Origin of the sequence: Natronococcus sp. JC468, from assembly GCF_012163165.1 — an archaeon.
Lineage (GTDB): Archaea > Halobacteriota > Halobacteria > Halobacteriales > Natrialbaceae > Natronococcus > Natronococcus jeotgali.
The window spans coordinates 1-18890 of the sequence record NZ_JAAVUO010000055.1; the positions used below are offsets into that span (position 1 = coordinate 1).

The following is an 18890-nucleotide window of genomic DNA, read 5'->3' on the forward strand; positions in this document are numbered from 1 at the left end:
TCTTCACGAAGTCAGAACCGGTACGCTCCTCCAGCCTTCGCGGTCTTCCTGATCGAATCAGCAACTACTGTTCAGTCATGGGATACGCGCCGTAAGATTGAATGTACTTGCCACAGTACCACTAATTGTGCGTGGAAAACTGGCAGTTGACTCGGTGTTTGCCACGGCGAGAGCCGAAGCCAAACAAGTAAGCCGTCCACGCCAGCCGACAGTAAATAACTCAGATAACTCGCTACCCCATAAGGGAACGAGTATCGGTAGCGTGGCGCTGCCAGTGTTTGTCGGCACACGAAGCTTAGATTCCCAACCATCCGAATTGACGGGAGTAACATAGGAACCTCGGGAAGCCCACGACTGTAGTCGTGGGAGCACGTCACGGTTTTGATGGTCGGTGCCCCGCTCGGAGCCGAGGACGCGGAGAATCGCAGGCGTCGTCCGGACGGGGTGGCCGAGCCGTCGCGTACGCGTGGCGGGCGAGCTATCGGGTGGTTCGCTGCGCTTCCTCGGCCTCGAGGAGCTGGGCGCTTATCGCGACGAAGTAGACGAGCATGAACAGGAAGAACCCGACGGTGAGCGGGAGGAGTCGCCTGTCGACGATGGCGAGGTCGAGCAGCGCCGCTGTGGCGATGGCAGCGCTGTAGACCAGAATTACGAACCCACCCACGGCGTAGTAGAATCGGATATCCGATTCGAACTGCTCCTGGAGGTCCATACGGGCACTTCGACGGCGGCTGAGAAAAGAATACTGATCCGACAGACGAATCGTCGCGTCCCGTTCGACAACCGTCGGTGGGACGGCCCCGTTCACCTCGCCGTCGGCGCGGCCCCGACAAACCGCTCTCGGTCTGCGACGGCCGACCCGCCCTCGCGGAGAGTTCGGTCCGAGCCGTGCGAACGATATCCACGGGGTATATGTACGTAACGGGAGACGCCTGAAACGAATATGACGGGCTGGAGGCGGCGAACGATACTGGGAACGGGCGCAGCGCTGTCGATCGGTGTCGTCGCGACGGGCGCGAGCGGTGCCGCAGAAACGGGCGACGCGGACGCGTCGCTCGAGGAGTCCGACGGCTGGTCCTCCTACCGTGGGAACGCCGGAAACACCGCGTACGTCCCGTCGGACGGGTCGTTTCCGAAGCCGGAGACGGTCGTCTGGGAGTACGACGAGGCCGGCCGGGCGGCGATCGTGGACGGAACGGTCTACCTCCGGACGGGCGGGGCGGTACACGCGCTCGACGACGCCGACGGCTCGGTGCGCTGGGAGAGCGAGGCCGTCGGCGCCGGCGGAACCCCCGCGGTCGCCGGGGACGCGGTGGTCGTCGGGGGAGACGCGCTGACCGTCCTCGAGGCCGACACCGGCGAGGTGCGCTGGAGCGAGCCGTTCGACGGCCCGGACGGGAACGAATCGCCCGTGACGAGCCCGACCGTCGCCGACGGGACCGCCTACGCCGTCGCCGACGGAACGCTGCTGGCGTACGACCTGGCCGACGGCTCGCCGCGCTGGAGCCGGGACTCGGTCTCCCTCGAGGCGTCGGCCGAGGGGGCCGCAGCCGACGCCGACGGTCGGGAGGCCGGGTTCGGAGCGATCCCCGTCGCGGTCGCGAACGGACTCGTGTACGCGGTCGCGGACGGGCCCGGGATCGCCGCGTTCGACGCCGAAAGCGGCGACACCGAGTGGACCCACTGGCGCTGGGACTACGACGGGCTGTCGGTTTCCGGCGTCGCGGCGACCGCCGAGCGGGTGTACGTCGGCGGGAGTCCCGAGGACGACTTTCCGATCCTCGAGGCGGCCACCGGCGACCGCGTCGGGGCGGGCCCGAGCGTGTTCCCGCCGGCGGCGACCGACGCGGTGCAGGTCGCGGCCAGCCGCAACGGCCTCCGGGTTCGGGACTACGAGGCCGACGGGGGCTGGGAGGACGTCGGCGGGACGAGCGGGTGGCGCGCTCCCGCGATCGTCGGGGACACGGTCGTCCTCCCGTACTACCCCGGGTACAACGAGCGCGCGGTGGTCGGGCTCGCCCTCGAGGACGGCGGCGAACGGTGGGAGTTCACGCACGCGGTCGTCGACGGCGACACGCTGGCCGACTGGTACGCCGTTACCGAGGAGACGATCTACACGAACGGCGCGAACGGACTCGTCGCGCTCCGCCCGGAGCGCGACGGAAGCGGCGACGACGGCGAGGAACGAGACGCCGACGGAAACGACGAGCCGACAGACGACGAAGCTGACTCGAGCGACGACGAAGGCGACTCGAGCGACGATGGCGACGACGGCGGGAACGAGACTGACGGCGAGGACAGAACTGACGGCGAGGACAGAACTGACGGCGACGGAAACGAGACGAACGACGACGGAAACAGAACCGACGGGGACGACGCCACGGAGGCCGACGCGGGCGAATTCGAGGGCGAGGAAACCGGGAGCGACGGCGAAGGAAACGCTTCCGAGAGCGGGACCGACGGGACGAACGGAACCGACGGCGAGAGTACCGGCGACGAAGCGAACGGCGGGAACGAGACGAGCGACGACGGAAACGAGACTGACGGCGAGAACGAAACCAACGGTGACGACGGAACGAACGGAGCGACGGACGCGTCCGACGACGAGGGGATGCCCGGCTTTACGGCCGGCGCCGGCGTCGTCGGCGGCGCGCTCGGCCTCGAGTGGCTACGCCGCCGCGCGAGCGACGAATCCCCAGAGTCGACGACGCGGGACTGAGACTGCGGTTCGGCCGTATCCGTTTCGACGACGCAGTGGGAACGCCAGCGGCGTTTCGAATTCGGCCGCCCCCTCGTGCCACCGTCGTCGCGGTTCGCTCCCCTTGAACGCTGACCGAACGCGAGTATGCACATAACATTCTACCGCAAAGTATCTATTCCATAGTATTATACTATGAATTAGCCGGAGGGTCCCGTTGCTGACGCTCGCCCGTACGCATGCGGTCTCCGGCTACTCCCCCCACTCCCCCGAACCCGCCACGGGTTTTTGTCGATCCGTTCGAACTCGAGCGTGCGCTGTCGAACTCGCGGGCTGGACTCGTCGATCGGCTCGAGACCGTTCTCCGCTCGCGGGTCGAGAACTCGCGAGCGCGACGCTGCGTCTCGTCACGTCCGCGGTAAAAAGTCCGCCGCAGCTGCGGGGCCGTCGGGACGCCCTCTGTGTCCGTCGGCCGTGAGTCGATCACCAGTGCCGCTCGAGGCGATCGTTACTGGTCGATGACGTCCCCGCGGACCGAGTACGCGCGGACGTTGCCGCAGTTTTCCGCACCGAACGTGACCGTCTCGGTCCCGCCGGCCTCGAGGGGGATCTCAGTGCTCTCCTCCTGTGCGTCCCGGTCCCCCTGGATGTTGACCCAGATGAAGCCCGTGATCTCTTCGGGGGTCTCGTTGTAGATCTCGACCTCGACCTGGCAGTTCTGCCCGTCAAACGAGTGCGACTGGACCGAAAAGACGTTGTCGGTGCCGCCCGCCATGGCGACGTACCCCTCGATGTCGTCGTCGGCGCGTTCGATGGCTTCGTAGCCGTGGAGTTCGAATCCGAAGTGAGTGGCCTCGTCGCAGTCCTCCAGCACCGCGGTGAGCCGGTGGCTCGCGTCGTCGCCGTCGAGTTCGTAGTCGTTGTTCCGCGACTCCGCGAGGATCTCGTCACCGTAGTAGACGACGAAGTCGTACCGGATCCGGGCCGTCTCCCCGTCGGGTCGCGTGATCCGCGCGCTCAGCTCACAGCCGTCGCCGACCTCGAACGCCGCGACCTCGAGCGGACTGTCGTTGACGATCTCGTTCTCGTAGTCGTCGGGATCGAGTTCCTCTTCACCCCCGCTTTCGTCGTCGCTCTCGCCGTCGTCTTCGCCCTCGTCGCTCTCACCGTCGTCCTCCTCACCGTCTTCACTCTCGTCGTTGCTCTCCTCGTTTTCGGCGTCGGTTTCGTTGTCGCCGGTTTCCTCGGACGTCCCCTCGTCCTCGGGCGCGGTGTCACCGTTTTCGTCTCCGTCGTCGCTGCAGCCCGCGATCACGGTCGCTGCACCCGTTGCACCGATTAGGAATTTTTCTCCTGTCTATGAAAACAACATATTTTCATAGATGAAAAATATATCGGATATACACTCAAAAAAGTACCTTCGGTCGGTATCGGCTGTTTCCGTTCGCTACCGACCCCCGATCGCGTCGGTCTCCTCTCTCGGTGCTCGGCCCGGTACGCGTTCCGTCACTTCTCGAGCAAAATAGGCTAAGTGACCTCGAGCGTTATGGACACACATACCATGGACACCATCATCATCGCAGTGGTGGTCCTCCTGCTCGGGGGCTGGTGGACCGCGCTCATGGTCCGTCGACACGACGCGGACGAGGACGAAAGCGACGACGCCGCCGAGTCCCTCGACGGGTTTGCCCCCGGAGCGTACCACCCGACCGGCGCGGAGTACTGGGACCGGACCCACGACGGGTCTTCCAGCCCCCACCCGCCGGCACCAGGTGTCTGTCCGAGTTGTGAGACCGAAAACGACCCCTTCTACACGTACTGCCGCAACTGCGTCGAACGTCTCAGCCCCGCTTGATCGGACCTTCTCCGCGTAACGTCTACCGTCGACGTGGTATCCTCCGGTATTCCCGCTTCCACGCCGTGGCGACGGCGGCTCCGACCCCGACGTAGGCGAACCGGGTTACGCCGCGAACCGAAATAGCAATGAGCGGTCGCTCGGGTTACTACGAGAACGAATGTCCGCGTTCGGTCGCCCCCTGATGGCTCTCGTCGTGTTCGTCCTCGTCCTCGCAACACTCGGAGCCGGATCGGTCGTCTTCGATGCGGCGGGAGACGGCTCCGAACCCCCTCGAGAGTTCGCTACCGTCGACAACGAGACGTCAACGCTCTGGCCGTACACCAGCCGTGCGACCGCGTTCGACGGACGGACGCTCGCGCTCAACCTGATCGTGTACGGGGACACCGAGGAGACGGCCCTGCACCTGACCGAGCAAAGCGAGGGCGACTGGAACGAAACCGACGAGGAGGAGGGAGACGCCGGAGTCGCCGAGGACGACGAAGCCGTCTTCGGAACCGCGACCGCCTGGGGGAACGCCGAGGGTTCGACCCGATACACCTACGCCTCGCCGACCCCGGATCCGGACGACGGGATCTGGCTCGCGGAGAGCTACGAACTCCACGACGGCACCTACCTCGGAACGCGCCACCACATTCGCGCCTACGAATCGCCCGCCGACGAGAACTGGACGGCGATGCAGGCCCACCAGGAGCACTGGGACTGGTTCCACCTCAGACACACCGTCGACAGCATCGAGGAGTCACAGCAGTACGTCGAGACGGAGTTCATGGGTCGCTGGTTCGTCGACGACGTCACTCGCGTCCACATGGACAACGATCGCAGCTCCGACGGCGACGGATGGGTTACCGTGGTCGACCTCGCGGACCGTCCGACGGCGCTCACCGTCCCGTTCATCGGCCTCCTCGGCGCGTCCGTGCTGCGGCGGTTCGATCGCGACGGCATCGTCCGATACTGGGGGACGCCGCGGGTCCGAAACACGATCGCCCTGCCGATCTCGCTGATCGCGGTCTACCTCTTCGTCAGGTTCGGCGCGATCGCGCTTGAGGGCGCGCTCCCGTCGCTCGATCCGCGGATCGTCGCGGCGCCGTTCTACCCGTTGATATTCGGCGGACTCCCCGTCTGTACGTACGTCTTCGCGCGGCGGCTCGATCGGCCGACGGCGTTTTCGGCCGCGTCGATCGGCTTCGCGGTCGCGATCCTGCTCGATTACACCCTGCTCGGCGTCACGCGGTTGCCCGTCAACGTCCTCGTCCACCGGTTCTCGGCAGCGGTCGCGCTGGGCTTCGTCGCGGTCGGCGCGTCCCACGCCGAGCGGTTCGACTCGGAGCGACACGGCTACGTCAGAACGGGCGTCATACTCTGGGTAGTCGTCCTGTTGCTCCCGCTTCTCCAGTTCGTCTGATCCGCTCAGTCCGGACTTCGGTACGGCCGCGACCACGGCACGGTCGTCCGCGTGTACACGACGATTCCGACGAAGACGACGATGTAAAAGAACCACCGGGGGAGCGAGAACCACTGGGCGACGCCCGAGGCCAGCAGGATCCAGGCGCTCACGAGCAGGACGTCGACGAGGATCGAATCCCGGTTGAATCGGAGGTACGCGACCAGCCGTCGGTATCTGGACTCGAGGAGCGGCTGGTTCTCGGGCGAGCCCCGGCGGTCGCTTCGGTCCATGGTGATCGACTCGTTCGAGCGCACTTCTGGCTTTTCAAAACGGGCCGGCGGGCGAGACGTCGGTCTGCGCCGGGTTCGAACTCGCCGAAGGAATAGAACGAAGGGCGGCCCCAGAACGCAGAGAGCAGACGGCGTTAGTAGCCGAAGTAGACGTCGAACGCGAGTCCCGTCGAGACGAGGAGAACGAACGCGACGACGAACGCGAGCAGCGCGGTCTGGCGCTGCAAGAGCGGCTCGTACGATTCTACATCGAAACTTCCTGGCAGGTACGGTCCCGTACTCATAGATAGATGTCGGTGTGGCAGGCATAAAATTCTGTTTCGAGCCGCGTCACCACTCATCACTTGTGAAACGGTCCTTCGAGATGTGATACCGTACGACGATCGACGCCAGTTCCGTGTCAGGAGTTTCGTTCCGGAAGGGGCGCGGTCCCGTACGGTTGGCGAGTACGGCTACCGACAGTTAAGCGTGGGGGTTCCCTGACGACCGCCGTTTCGAAGCGGACGCCGACGTACCGGACTCGGCGAGCGATTGGTCCCGACTCGAGATGTGGGTCCGTTCGGCTCGGATCGACGAATACGAGCACGAACCGGTAATCTATTCGCCTATTCGGTGATTTTATTTTCTACACTGAATATCAGTTTCTTGTACTTCCCTTCGGTTCTTACTGTTCGGTTGCGTGATTCGATAGGGAGGTGGTGTGTGATAACGAATGAAACGACGCATGTTCCTTCGATCGCTCGGTGTCGCAGCGACGGCCGGGCTCTCGGCCGGTTCGGTACCGGCCGTAGGACAGTCCCCGGAAGACGAGGATGCGGTCGGCCTCGACGCCGGTCCGTACCGAACCAACGAACAGGTGACCGAGGAGCTCAAACTCCTGAACCGGATGAGCGATCGGATCACGCTCACAGAGATCGGTCGCTCGTCCTACCGCAACGACCCGATCTGGGAGGTGAAACTCGGAACCGGCGGGACGAACGTCCACGTCATCAACCAGATCCACGGCGACGAGCCGACGGGGACCGAGGTCTCGCTGCTGTTGCTCCGTCAGCTCTCGCAGGGTACCTCCCCGGAGGTCGAGGCGATCCTCGAGAACCTCTCGCTCACGTTCGTTCCGCGGGCGAACCCCGACGGTGCGATGTACGCCGAGGACACGACCGGCGACGGCCACGAGCAGCGCATCTCCCGGCGCCAGAACACCCAGCCGTGGTGCGAGGGCGACTCGCGTTACGAGCCGTACTACAACTACGGCACGCCAGCGGGGTACGACATGAACCGCGACTTCAACATCGACCCCGAGTTCGACCCGACGCCCGGCGTCGACGACGACCCCGACTGGTGGCGCGCCGAGGAGGCCGACGGCGGGACGGAGTGGTACATGGACCAGCCGCGCGAGGATCACGTCCTCCGGGGCAGCGGGCTCCGGCTCACCGAGGAGGTTCGCGCGATCACCGATTCGTTCCTCCGGGCCGATCCGGACTACGCGATCAGCCACCACCACCAGAACCTCGCGACCGTGCCGAGCGAGGACGAGGACGACGAGCTACAGCGCTCGCTGCTGAGCACCATGCCGGTGTACGGCCCGGCCTACGAGGAGCAGGCGCCGTTCGCCGACCCCGACGCGCCCCTCGCGGACAACGTCAACCCGTTCATCGACGCCGAGACCAGCGCCCGTTCGCTCCGGCTCAATCAGCTCGTCGGCGAGGCGCTCGCTGACCAGCCCTGGGACGCGTTCGACACCGTCACCCGGTACGGGTACTTCCCCATCTGGGGGGGACTACTTCGACGCGCTCTGTCCGCTCACCGACGCCGCCGCGATGCTGTACGAGGTCTCCGGACAGTCCAGTCAGGTCAGGAGCGAATCCTACGGCCTCTACCTCGAGGCGAGCCGGATCGGCTACATGGAGACGTTCACGGCGCTGGCCGAGGACGCCCGACTCAGCCACGTCGACGAGGAGGCGTACTTCGAGACGCCGCTGGCGGGGCTGAGCCTCGAGAGCGCTGACCGAGCCGTCCTCGAGAGTCCCGGGCGCGTCGGCGGTTCGGCGCTCCCTCGCTGACCGCCGATCGCGCGACGGTCGATCGGGAGCCCACCGTCCTCCGAGATCGGCGAGGACCCCCGGCTCGCTCTCGCCCACCTCGACGTTACCGACGCCGACGGAGGAGACGCTGCACCGGCGTTCCCGTACCGACCGACTCACGAATCTACGGAGATGAGAGAAATATAACACTAACCCCATCGTGTTGATTAGAATTGCTACCATTTCAAAATACCACTATCCACTGCGATCGCGGAACAGAATGGATGAGCGAATCGAAAGGCCTCCATAAAAGGATATGACGGCCGCTAAAACGCACTGTTCGTTAGATCGATGACTTTCCGGCCGACACCTAAATAGCGGTCTCTCACACCATTATTCCCGATATGCGGGACAGAAAGCATCGATGACGAAAGAGAATCGATAGCGACTATATATGCATTTATTGTACAATATTCACAGTAGTATTACTAGTCGGATACTCGAGCATTTGACGGACGGCGAGCGATCGAGAGTCGTGTCCGCCCCTCCGAGAGCCACGAGGTGAACCGTTTTGTACGCGCGTTCTCGAGGTACCGACATGAGCAGCGTACTCGTCCTCGCCGACGACTTCACGGGCGCGATGGACACCGGCCACGGCTTCGCCACCCGCGGGAGTTCGGCTCGGGTCGTCGTTGCCGACCCGGACGCTCCCCGTTCGCTCGAGGCCCGCCCGGACGTCCTCGCGGTCGACCTCGACAGTCGCGATCTCGATCCCGCGGCCGCGGCGTCGGCCGTTTCCGCCTGGCTCGAGCGCGACCCCGTTCCCGAGGTCGTCTACAAGAAGATCGACTCGACGCTGCGGGGAAACGTCGCCGCGGAGGTCGACGCCGCCCTCGCGGCCGCCGAACGGGAGCTGGCGATCGTCGCGCCCGCCTTCCCCGGAACCAGTCGCGTGACGGTCGGCGGCCGCCACCTCGTCGACGGACGACCGCTCGAAGACGCCGGCTACGGCACCGACTCCGACCTCCGCACGCTGTTCGACGCCTCCGAGTACGACGTCGCTGGGCTGTCGCTGGAGACCGTCCTCAAGGGGGCCGACGCGGTCGCGTCGGCGCTCGCGGACCGGGGACGCGACGGGCGAGAGATCGTCGTCTGCGACGCGATCCACGATCGACATCTCGAGGCGATCGCGGACGGCGCCCGTCGCTGCGAGCGCGACGTCCTCTACGTCGGCAGCGGCGGGCTGGCGAGTGCGGTGTCGGTGCCGAACTCGTCGCGGTCGCCCCCGGAAGCGACTCGCGAGGGGACGGACGCGCTCGGAATCGTCGGCAGCGTCAACGACCGCACGCTCGAACAGCTCGAGGTCGTCCCCGACGACTGGCTCGTCGAACTCGATCCCGCCGCGGCCGTCGCCGACCCCGTGGTCGCGGGGCGGGAGGCGGCGACGGCGCTCGCGGAGGCGCGTCGAACCCGCGATCGAGTCGTCCTCACGGGCGCGACCTCGCGGGACGACGTCGATCGCGCGAGGATGGCCGCGACCGACCGGGGCGTCGATCCCGGCCCGAGGGTCGCGCGGGCGCTCGGCGTCGCGGCTGCGGAGGCGACCACGGACGCCCCACCTGCGGGACTGCTCCTGACGGGCGGTGCGATCGCACGGGCCACCCTCGAGGGGATCTCCGCGAACACCATCGAGCTTACCGGCGAGGCGGTCGTCGACGGCGTTCCGGAGGGCGTGATCGGGGACGGCCCGGCGGCGGGAACCACGATCGTGACGAAGGCGGGCGGGTTCGGCGGCCGGAGGAGTATCGTTAACTGTCTGAACTTCCTTGCTTCGAGCCATGAGTCGGAGTGAACGACCAGTCGTCGCCGTAACGATGGGCGACCCCGCCGGCGTCGGGAGCGAGATCGTCGCCGCCGCCTATCCGGCGCTGTGCGAGCGCGCGAACGCGATCGTCGTCGGCGACGCGAGCGTGATGCGCACCGGCGTCGACGTCTCGGACGCCGACCTGGAGATCGAGACCGTCGGCGCGGTCGCGGACGCCACGTTTTCCGAGAGCGCGGTTCCCGTCCTGGATCTCGACGCCGTCGACGACCTCGAGTACGGCGTCGTTCGCGAGGACTACGGCGCGGCGAGTCTCGCCTACGTCGAGCGCGCGATCGAGCTCGCGGTCGAGGGCACGATCGACGCGATCGCGACGGCACCGATTAACAAGCAGGCCACGCGTCTGGCCGGCAGCGAGTACGCCGGCCACACCGGGATGCTGGCGGACTACACCGACACCGAGAACTACTCGATGATGCTCGTCGAGGACGACCTCGTCGTCACCCACGTCAGCACGCATGTCCCGCTGCGGGAGGCCTGCGATCTGGTGACGACCGAGAACGTCCTCGAGACGATCCGGGTCACCGACGAAGGGCTGCGCGACCTCGGCATCGAGGAGCCGACGATCGCCGTCGCCGGGCTCAACCCCCACGCTAGCGACGGCGGCCTGTTGGGTTCGGAGGACGACGAGGAGATCCGTCCCGCCGTCGAGCGCGCCGCCGAGGCGGGGATCGACGCCCACGGCCCCGAGTCGCCCGACACCGTCTACGTCCAGGCCGCCCGCGGGGAGTACGACTGCGTCGTCTCGATGTACCACGACCAGGGCCACATCCCCATCAAGACGCTGGGCTTTTCGAGCGACGACGCCGTCTCCGGGGTCAACGTCACGATCGGGCTGCCGATCGTGCGCACGAGCGTCGACCACGGCACCGCCTTCGACATCGCCGGCGAGGGGATCGCCAGCGAGGCGAGCCTGATCGACGCGGTCGAGGTCGCCGCCGAGATGGCCGAACGACGACGCGAGCGGGGGGAAGCGCCGCCGAGGGGTGAGGGATGAACCTCGAGTTCCCCGACGCCGATATCCTGCGGGCGACCAACGACCACACCGTCGCGGACCTCCCGCGGTTCGCCGTCGCCCGCCGGAAACGCGACCTCGAGTCGATCGACGACGTCGAGGGAGCCGCCAGGGCCGCGGTGGACGACATCGGCGCGTTCGAGTCGCTCCCGGAGGGTGCGGAGGTCGCCGTCACGGCCGGCAGCCGCGGGATCCACGACATGCCCGCGACGCTTTCCGCCGCCGTCGCCGAGCTGCAGGATCGGGGCCTCGAGCCCTTTATCATCCCCGCGATGGGCAGCCACGGCGGCGCGACCGCCGAGGGACAGCGCGAGACCCTCGCGGCGCTGGGGGTCACGCCCGAGCGCATGGGCTGTGAGATCCGCTCGTCGATGGCCGTCGAGGCCGTCGGCGAGGACGAACTCGGCCGTCCCGTCTACGCCGCGAAGGACGCCCTCGAGGCCGACGCCGTCCTGCTGGCGAACCGCGTGAAGGTCCACACCGATTTCAACGGCGCCGTCGAGAGCGGGCTCTCGAAGATCGCGGTCATCGGACTCGGCAAACACCGCGGGGCCGAATCGCTGCACAACGCGGCGATCGCGACCGAGTTCGCCGACGTGATCCGGGACCGGGCGGGGCTCCTGTTCGAGGAGACGCCGATCGTCGGCGGGATCGCCCTGCTCGAGAACGCCGCCGACCGCGCGGCCCACATCGAGGGCGTGCCCGCCGCCGAAATCCCTGAGCGCGAGCCCGAACTGCTCGAGAAGGCCCGTGGCTACTTCCCGCAACTGCCCGTCGACGACCTCGACCTGCTGGTCGTCGACGAGGCCGGGAAGGACAAGTCCGGCACCGGGATGGATACGAACGTCCTCGGACGGTACTCCTTCCACGGCGAGGACGAACCCGAGTCGCCCTCGATCACGCGGGTGTACGTCCGCTCGCTGACCGACCCCTCTCACGGGAACGCCCTGGGCGTCGGGCTCGCGGACTTCGTCCGCCGGGAGTACGTCGACGACATCGACTTCGAGGACACGTACGTCAACATCGTCACGAGCGGCGAGACCGATCGGGCGAAGATCCCCTTCGTCGTCCCCGACGACGCGACGGCGTTTATCGTCGCCTGTTCGACGACCGGGATCGCCGACCCCGAGGAGCTTCGGGCCGCACGGATCCCGAGCACGATGGAGCCTGACTCGCTGGTCGTCTCGGAACCCGTCGCCAGGGAACTCGCCGAGCGTGAGGACGTCGAGGTCGGCCCGCTCGAGGCGCTATCGTTCGAGGACGGCGAGCTTCCGCCGGACCCGTACTGAACCGCTGACGCGTCAGACGCTCCCGACGGACGGCGAACCAGTTCCCCCCTCTCACGCCAGCGGCACGAGCAGTTGCAGCACGAACACCAGGATCAGGCCGCTGGTCGACATCACGGTACAGACCGCCGAGTACGTCTTGAACGTCTCGAGCTGGGTGATGCCGGCGACCTCGCTGACGACCCAGAATCCGCTGTCGTTGTACCACGGGGCGATCATGCCGCCGAAGCCGATCGCCATCATCAGGTAGACGGCGTTGGCGTCGAAGTCGCCCGCCAGCGGGGCCATGATCCCCGCACCGGTGAGGATGGCCACCGTTCCGGACCCCTGGGCGACGCGGATGACCGCGGCGATCGCCCAACCGGTAAACAGCAATCCGAGGCCGAACTCCTCTAAGCCGCCCGCGATCCACTCGCCGACGCCCGCGGTGGCGAGCATCGCCCCGAAGGTCCCGCCGGCGGCGGTGATGGCGATGATGTTGCCGCCGCTTTTGATCGCCTCGGTGAGTTCGTTGTTGAACAGGTTGCGGTCGCCCCGCATCTCCATCCGGTAGTAGGTGTACGCCGCGAGGATCGCCGCGACGGTGAGCGCGAAGTTCGGATCGCCAAGGAACGAGGCGGCCGCGACGATCGGGCCATCCGCCGCGATGGCGCCCTGGTCCGCGAGCACGTTCGCAGTCGTGTTTCCGGCGATCAGCGCGACCGGCGCCGCGATCGGCAACGAAGACTCGAGCAGCCCCGGCAACTCCGAGGTCGGACGGTCGGTACGTTCCTGGAGGTCTTCCGGATCGGAACCCATCGCCTCTCGCAGGGGGAACTCCTCGCGGCTATTCAAGAATCGGCCGTAAACGATCCCGCCGAGCATCGAGGTCGGGAACGCGACGGCCGCACCCACGAGCATCGCGAGCCCGAGGTCGACGTCGAGTTCGGCGGACATCGCCAGCGGCCCCGGCGTCGGCGGCACCAGCATGTGCGTCGCGAGCGCGCCCGCAGCCAGCACCGAGATGTACAGCGAGAACTTCACGCCCGTTCGGGCCTTCATCGATCGCCCGAGCGGGGCGAGCAGGTAGAACACGTTGTCGAAGAACACCGGGATGGACAGCACGTAACTGCTACCCATCAGCGCGTACTCCGAGCGTTTTTCGCCCGTCAAGGAGAGGAAGGCGCGGACGACTCGGTCCGCGGCCCCGCTGTCCATCAGACACTTTCCGATGATCGCGGCCATCAGGATGGGAATGCCGATACTGACCATCACGCCACCGAACTCCTCTGCCGTCTGTGCGGGGACCTCCCCGGTCGCCAACTCCGGCGTGGTCAACCCGATCGCCATCGCGGCGATGATCAGGCCGACGAACGCCGGCAGTTTTAGCCACACCAGTAACGCCACCACGACGACGAGACCAACCGCGAACGGCACGATCGGGCTTTCCAGTACCATCGTGCTAGTCAGTAACAACTATCTATAATAAAGATTGTGTATAGCGTGAGTGTCACTACCGGCGATTATCGGCTGCAGACGAGGATCGACGAGAGCAGTCGAGCGCGGTCCCGTCGAGCGCGAAATGGCTACTCGAGGCCCAGACTCCGCAACTGCAGCCGCACCTCGTTGGCGGTCCCGACGGTCAGTTCGGGCAGTATCTCCTCGAAGTACTCCCCCTGGAGCCGGTTCTCCGGGCCGGCGACCGCGATCGCGCCGTACAGCCGGTCCTCGAGGACGACCGGGCTGGCGACGGCGCGCCAGCCGTCGATGTTCTCGCCGTCGTTGAGCGCGTACCCCCGCTCCGCGATTCGCTCGCGGGCCTCCTCGAGCTCGTCGCGGGTCGTGATCGTTCGCGCCGTCTGGCGCTCGAGCCCGCGCTCGGCGACGATATCGTCGACGCGGTCGTCGGGCAGCGCCGCCAGGATCGCCTTCCCGCCCGCGATGGTGTGGAGGGCGCTTCGCGTTCCGATCGAGGCGTAGGGCTGGAGCGCGTCGCTGCCGATCCCCCTCCCGGCGTAGACCCCCTGACCACCCTCCTCGACGATGTACCAGACGATCTCGCCCGTCTCGGCGGCGAGCTCCTCGAGCGCTGGCTCGACGCGATCCGCGTAGGCGACGTTTTTCCTCGCGTAGGTTCCGTGTTCGAGAAACGCGAGGCTGAGATCGTACTCCCCGCCGTCGTTCGTCAAATAGCCCAGTCGAGCCAGCGTGGTTACGTAGTCGTGAACCGTACTCTTCGGGATGTCGAACGCTTCGGCGAGCTCGCTCACGCTCGCCCCGTCCCGATCGCGGATTGCATCGAGTATTTCGAACGCCCTCGCGGCAGTCGTTAGGGGCACGTCGGCTGTCATCGGACCATGCTGGCGCGCTCGAGCCAATAAGCGTACCGTCTTCGTGGATTCGATCGAGCCGTCCCCGCCGGACCTTCGCCCGCTCGCGGCTCACCGCCGGACGCGGCTGCTGTATCGCTGCCGAAAGACCGGGCCGACAAACGACGATTCGACTCCGTCGGTGAGACGAACGCCGAGAGCACACTATGGTATCCGAAATAATCGGACAGCCTGACTCATCGCTTGGCGATGTCGTGGGAGAAGTTCCCGCATCGCTCTCGAGACAGCCGAGAACTCGCCGAAGGACCGATACTCGAACCGTGCGGGTATTTACATTCATATATTCGTAAATACGAATCTGCGTCCTGCGGCGAGTAGATGCGTCCGCGAAGGAACCGAGCGGCCGGGGTACCCGGGCGGAGGGATCTCCGTCCGGCCAGTTTGTGGAGTGGCTCGGACGGATCCGTCGGCCGGCCGACTCGTCGGCGCTCTCGCCGTCGCTCAACCCTCGTCCGGTAATTCCGGACGCGAGTGATCGAGGGGAAAATCCCGCACAGCACGAGCGTGTCACCCAACGGCGCGAGACGAGCGACGGTGAACGTCTCGACTCTGTCGCGATACTTACTCCGCTTCCTGTGCGTCGACCGTCGCGACCGCCGCCAGGTTCACGATGTCCCTGACGTCGTCCTCCCGCTGGAGGACGTGGACGGGCCGATCCATTCCCGCCAGCATCGGACCGACCGCCTCGGCGCCACCCAGTCGCTGGAGTAGCTTGTAGGCGATGTTGCCCGCCTCGAGGTTCGGCAACACGAGCACGTTCGCGGGCTCCTCGAGCGCGGAGAACTCGTAGGTGCCCTCGAGGAGGTCCTCGACGACGGCGGTGTCGGCCTGCATCTCGCCGTCGACGGGGAAGTCGGTCGCCGGATCCTCGCGCAGCTGCCGGGCCGCCTGCCGCGGTTTGCGGGTCCCCTCGTTGTCGACGCTGCCGAAGTCGGAGTACGACAGCAGGGCCGCGCGCGGCTCGACGTCGAACCGTCGGGCGATGGCGGCGGCGTGGCGGGTGACCTCCGCGAGCGTCTCGGCGTCGGGATCCTGGTTGACCGTCGCGTCCGCGAGGAAGACGACGCGGTTCTTGAAGGTGAGCATGTAGACGCCCGCGGCGTGTGCGACGTCGTCGGCGGTACCGATTACCTGCAGCGGCGGGCGCAGCGCCGACGGGTAGTGGTTGGTCAGCCCCGTCAGCATCCCGTCAACGGCACCCTGCTGGACCATCACCGAGGCGAAGTAGTTGCTGTCCCGAACGAGGTCGGCGGCCTCCCGTCGGGTGACGCCCTTGCGCCGTCGCTGCTCGTAGAGCGCCTCGGCGTACTCGTCGGTCGCTCCGTCCGCGGGGTCGACGACCTCGGGGTCGAACGCGAGGCCGAGGTTCGCCGCGGTGCGATCGATCTCGGCCTCGTCGCCGATCAACACCGGCTCGGCGAGGCCTCGCTCCTCGAGTTGGTAGGCCGCGCGGATGATCTTCTCGTTGTGCCCCTCCGCGAGCGCGATCCGTCTGGGGTCGCTTTTCGCCTTGTTCCGGACGATCCGGGTCATCTCGCGGGACTTGCCCAGGCGGGCCTCGAGCTCCTCGACGTAGGGCTCGCGCTCGAGGGCGACACGGGCGGCCCCCGACTCCATCGCGGCCTCGGCGACCGCGGGGGTGACCTCGAACAGCACCCGGGGATCCATCGGCTTGGGGAGGATGTACTCGGGACCGAACTGCAGGGGCTGGTCGCCGTATGCCTCGCGGACACTGTCGGGGACGTCCTCGCGGGCGAGGTCGGCCAGCGCCTCGGCGGCGGCGACCTTCATCGGCTCGTTGATCTCGGTCGCGCGAACGTCCAGGGCGCCCCGGAAGATGAAGGGAAAGCCCAGCACGTTGTTGACCTGGTTGGGGTAGTCCGAGCGACCGGTCGCCATGATCACCGTGTCGTCCCGAGCCGCCTTGGCCGCCTCGTAGTCGATCTCGGGATCGGGGTTGGCCATCGCGAAGATGATGGGGTCGTCGGCCATGGACCGCACCATCTCCTGAGAGACGATCCCGCCCGCCGAGAGGCCGACGAAGACGTCGGCGCCGTCCATCGCCTCGGCGACGCCGCCCGCGGGCACGTCGCGGGCGAACTCCCGGCTGTGGGGATCGAGGTCGCCCGACTCCGCGCGCTCGGTCGTGAGGATTCCGTCGATGTCGGCCATCGTGATGTTGTCGCGCCGAACCCCGAGCGAGACGTAAAACCGGGCGGTCGCGACCGCCGCCGCCCCGGCGCCGGCGAAGGCCACCTCGAGCGCCTCGAGGTCCTTGCCGGCGATCTCGGCGGCGTTCAACAGCGCGGCGCCGCTGATGATCGCCGTGCCGTGCTGGTCGTCGTGAAAGACCGGAATATCCATCCGCTCGCGGAGGCGCCGCTCGATGGTGAAACACTCCGGCGCCGTGATGTCCTCGAGGTTGATCCCGCCGAAGGTCGGTCCCATTCCCGCGACGGACTCGATGAAGGCGTCGGGGTCGTCGTGCTCGAGCTCGAGGTCGAAGACGTCGATGTCGGCGAACCGCTTGAACAGGACGCCCTTCCCCTCCATCACGGGTTTCGAGGCCTCCGGCCCGATATCGCCCAGCCCCAGCACGGCGGAGCCGTTCGAGACGACGCCGACGAGGTTTCCGCGGGCGGTGTAGCGGTAGGAGTCGTCGGGATCCTCGTCGATCGCACGACACGGCCCGGCGACGCCGGGCGAGTACGCGAGACTCAGCTCTCGCTGCGTGTTGGTCGGCTTCGTCGTCTCGACGGCGATTTTGCCGGGCGGGTCGTCCTCGTGGTAGTTCAGGGAATCGTCTTCCAGTGACATGGACGGACGTTTTCTGTAGATCGACAAAAGCGTACGGATTACTCCGAATACGGCCTGTAACTGAAACGAATCCATCGCTCGAGTACCACTCTCGAACGATTTTGGCGAGAACGGGTGTCGCGTTTCGTCGACGCCCGCCGCGAGGCGGCGGTCCTCGAGGGCGATTCGCGAACTCGCTCGAGGAGGCCGGTCCTCGAAGGTTGCGACGATATCGCTGCCGTGCTATCCGGATTCGGTACCGGAGTATCGACCTGTCGACGGATTACGGGGCGATAGTATCGGGTGGAATGGTTTGCATTCTGATGAGTATAGGAATAAGATGGTTTTCAGATAGCTTCGACTCGGTACGTTTTCGAACGGCGGCGCGACGAAACGCGACCGACGTCGCGAACTCCGTCAGCTTCCGCTCCCGGCTGTCAACCCGTCGGCCGCCGCGTTCGCGGACGCTACCCCAGGCGGGCGAATCCAGCGTCGCCGCGGCGGTGCGATCCCGGGTCCGCGTCGAAGGCACCTCGCCCCGCGGGGGATCTCGAGCGACCGACGAACTCACGATCCGACGACGGGTCCGATCGCGACCTGCCCACTACCTCCGGCAGAATGATCAAAATACAAAATACTCTCTATTACTGGTAGATGTTCGGTTGCGGTGCGTTCGTCAGTCCGAACCAGTATTGCGGATCCGAACCGGATCCGGCACCCGCACGAGGGCGAACGTCGGGTCCGAGGCACCATCGGCGGCTCCGAACCGCACTCGATTCGAGTTCCTCCCTTATATTCTCCGTATCCGATCAAACACTGGCGATAGACACGGATTTTAGGGAAAAATTGACGAATAGTAAACGATCACTGTTTAGTACCTCCGTTCGTTTGCTACTAGCATGATATCGACCACAGAGAAGCCACTATTCATCGATAACGAACCCATACGTAGATATTTGTCCTGCAGATCCGAACACGGGGTGGGGACGCGGTGACCGACCTGGTGCCGACGACGTGCATGCGGTGTGCGGTCGGCTGCGGCCACGTCCAGCGGGCCGTCGACCAGGGATACGGCCTCGAGAGCGTGCGCGGCGACGCCGCCCACCCCGTCTCGAACGGGCTCGCCTGCCAGCGCGGGATCAGCGAGAGCGCCGATCCCGACGGCGAGTGGCTGACCCGCCCGCTCGTTCGCCGGGACGGCGAGCTAGTGGCGACGACCCCGGAGACCGCCCTCGAGCGGGCCGCGGAGGGACTCGGCACCGCGCTCGAGGGCGGACGGGATCGCGTCGCG

14 protein-coding genes and 1 pseudogene are annotated in these 18890 nt (G+C 66.5%); 8 read left to right on the forward strand and 7 right to left on the reverse strand.

The genetic code is table 11. The annotated features are described in order from the left end of the window. Positions 1–478: 478 nt before the first annotated feature. On the reverse strand, positions 479–712 hold the full coding sequence (locus GWG54_RS18700) for a hypothetical protein (RefSeq protein ID WP_167939184.1): 234 nt from the start codon (positions 710–712) through the stop codon (positions 479–481). Positions 713–943: 231 nt separating this feature from the next. Between GWG54_RS18700 and GWG54_RS18705 the strand changes: the two genes are divergently transcribed. Next, on the forward strand, positions 944–2719 hold the full coding sequence (locus GWG54_RS18705; RefSeq protein WP_167939185.1) for a PQQ-binding-like beta-propeller repeat protein: 1776 nt from the start codon (positions 944–946) through the stop codon (positions 2717–2719). Positions 2720–3206: 487 nt separating this feature from the next. Here the strand turns inward: GWG54_RS18705 and GWG54_RS18710 are convergent, their stop codons facing one another. Next, positions 3207–4013 (reverse strand): hypothetical protein, encoded by an 807-nt coding sequence (locus GWG54_RS18710; protein WP_167939186.1) that lies wholly within the window; start codon positions 4011–4013, stop codon positions 3207–3209. A gap of 231 nt (positions 4014–4244) precedes the next feature. On the opposite strand from GWG54_RS18710, the gene GWG54_RS18715 reads away from it, so the two are divergent. Together GWG54_RS18715 and GWG54_RS18720 are read left to right on the forward strand one after the other, a co-directional pair. Further along, a complete protein-coding gene (locus tag GWG54_RS18715; RefSeq protein ID WP_245242872.1) occupies positions 4245–4553 on the forward strand; it encodes a hypothetical protein in 309 nt (102 codons plus the stop codon). A 184-nt stretch (positions 4554–4737) separates the two neighbouring features. Further along, positions 4738–5958: a hypothetical protein gene (locus GWG54_RS18720; protein ID WP_245242873.1), complete on the forward strand. Its 1221-nt coding sequence runs from the start codon at positions 4738–4740 to the stop codon at positions 5956–5958. A gap of 5 nt (positions 5959–5963) precedes the next feature. Here GWG54_RS18720 and GWG54_RS18725 read toward each other — a convergent pair whose 3' ends face one another. Both GWG54_RS18725 and GWG54_RS18730 read right to left on the reverse strand, forming a co-directional pair. Continuing rightward, positions 5964–6230 carry a hypothetical protein gene (locus tag GWG54_RS18725; protein WP_049893078.1) on the reverse strand — a complete coding sequence of 89 codons (267 nt, stop codon included), beginning with the start codon at positions 6228–6230 and terminating at the stop codon, positions 5964–5966. 134 nt (positions 6231–6364) lie between these two features. Next, a complete protein-coding gene (locus GWG54_RS18730) occupies positions 6365–6514 on the reverse strand; it encodes a hypothetical protein (protein ID WP_160166996.1) in 150 nt (49 codons plus the stop codon). 428 nt (positions 6515–6942) lie between these two features. Here GWG54_RS18730 and GWG54_RS18735 point away from each other — a divergent pair, with 428 nt between their 5' ends. From GWG54_RS18735 to GWG54_RS18750, 4 genes are all read left to right on the forward strand, one after another. Next, positions 6943–8235, forward strand: coding sequence for a M14 family zinc carboxypeptidase (locus tag GWG54_RS18735; RefSeq protein ID WP_167939188.1), 1293 nt, complete (start codon positions 6943–6945; stop codon positions 8233–8235). 614 nt (positions 8236–8849) lie between these two features. Then, complete coding sequence (locus tag GWG54_RS18740; protein WP_167939189.1) at positions 8850–10103, forward strand: four-carbon acid sugar kinase family protein; 1254 nt, start codon at positions 8850–8852, stop codon at positions 10101–10103. Then, a complete protein-coding gene (pdxA, locus tag GWG54_RS18745) occupies positions 10090–11130 on the forward strand; it encodes a 4-hydroxythreonine-4-phosphate dehydrogenase PdxA (RefSeq protein ID WP_167939190.1) in 1041 nt (346 codons plus the stop codon). Before GWG54_RS18740 ends, pdxA begins: the two co-directional genes overlap by 14 nt. Then, positions 11127–12437, forward strand: a complete 1311-nt coding sequence (locus tag GWG54_RS18750) for a lactate racemase domain-containing protein (RefSeq protein WP_167939191.1) — start codon at positions 11127–11129, stop codon at positions 12435–12437. Before pdxA ends, GWG54_RS18750 begins: the two co-directional genes overlap by 4 nt. 51 nt (positions 12438–12488) lie before the next feature. Here GWG54_RS18750 and GWG54_RS18755 read toward each other — a convergent pair whose 3' ends face one another. The 3 genes from GWG54_RS18755 to GWG54_RS18765 form a co-directional block, all read right to left on the reverse strand. Further along, positions 12489–13871, reverse strand: a complete 1383-nt coding sequence (locus tag GWG54_RS18755; protein WP_167939192.1) for a GntP family permease — start codon at positions 13869–13871, stop codon at positions 12489–12491. Between the two features lie 128 nt (positions 13872–13999). After that, positions 14000–14764: an IclR family transcriptional regulator gene (locus GWG54_RS18760; protein WP_167939193.1), complete on the reverse strand. Its 765-nt coding sequence runs from the start codon at positions 14762–14764 to the stop codon at positions 14000–14002. A 600-nt stretch (positions 14765–15364) separates the two neighbouring features. Next, positions 15365–17620: an NADP-dependent malic enzyme gene (locus GWG54_RS18765; protein ID WP_167939194.1), complete on the reverse strand. Its 2256-nt coding sequence runs from the start codon at positions 17618–17620 to the stop codon at positions 15365–15367. Between the two features lie 970 nt (positions 17621–18590). Here GWG54_RS18765 and GWG54_RS18770 point away from each other — a divergent pair. After that, positions 18591–18890 (forward strand): annotated as a pseudogene (locus GWG54_RS18770) (nitrate reductase); the annotation flags it as partial.

Coding starts and splice junctions, on each gene's coding strand:
- GWG54_RS18730 (WP_160166996.1), bottom strand. CDS start 6,514: ATGAGTACGGGACCGTACCTGCCAGGAAGTTTCGATGTAGAATCGTAC.
- GWG54_RS18735 (WP_167939188.1), top strand. CDS start 6,943: ATGAAACGACGCATGTTCCTTCGATCGCTCGGTGTCGCAGCGACGGCC.
- pdxA (WP_167939190.1), top strand. CDS start 10,090: ATGAGTCGGAGTGAACGACCAGTCGTCGCCGTAACGATGGGCGACCCC.
- GWG54_RS18715 (WP_245242872.1), top strand. CDS start 4,245: ATGGACACACATACCATGGACACCATCATCATCGCAGTGGTGGTCCTC.
- GWG54_RS18725 (WP_049893078.1), bottom strand. CDS start 6,230: ATGGACCGAAGCGACCGCCGGGGCTCGCCCGAGAACCAGCCGCTCCTC.
- GWG54_RS18765 (WP_167939194.1), bottom strand. CDS start 17,620: ATGTCACTGGAAGACGATTCCCTGAACTACCACGAGGACGACCCGCCC.
- GWG54_RS18705 (WP_167939185.1), top strand. CDS start 944: ATGACGGGCTGGAGGCGGCGAACGATACTGGGAACGGGCGCAGCGCTG.
- GWG54_RS18750 (WP_167939191.1), top strand. CDS start 11,127: ATGAACCTCGAGTTCCCCGACGCCGATATCCTGCGGGCGACCAACGAC.
- GWG54_RS18755 (WP_167939192.1), bottom strand. CDS start 13,871: ATGGTACTGGAAAGCCCGATCGTGCCGTTCGCGGTTGGTCTCGTCGTC.
- GWG54_RS18700 (WP_167939184.1), bottom strand. CDS start 712: ATGGACCTCCAGGAGCAGTTCGAATCGGATATCCGATTCTACTACGCC.
- GWG54_RS18740 (WP_167939189.1), top strand. CDS start 8,850: ATGAGCAGCGTACTCGTCCTCGCCGACGACTTCACGGGCGCGATGGAC.
- GWG54_RS18720 (WP_245242873.1), top strand. CDS start 4,738: ATGGCTCTCGTCGTGTTCGTCCTCGTCCTCGCAACACTCGGAGCCGGA.
- GWG54_RS18760 (WP_167939193.1), bottom strand. CDS start 14,764: ATGACAGCCGACGTGCCCCTAACGACTGCCGCGAGGGCGTTCGAAATA.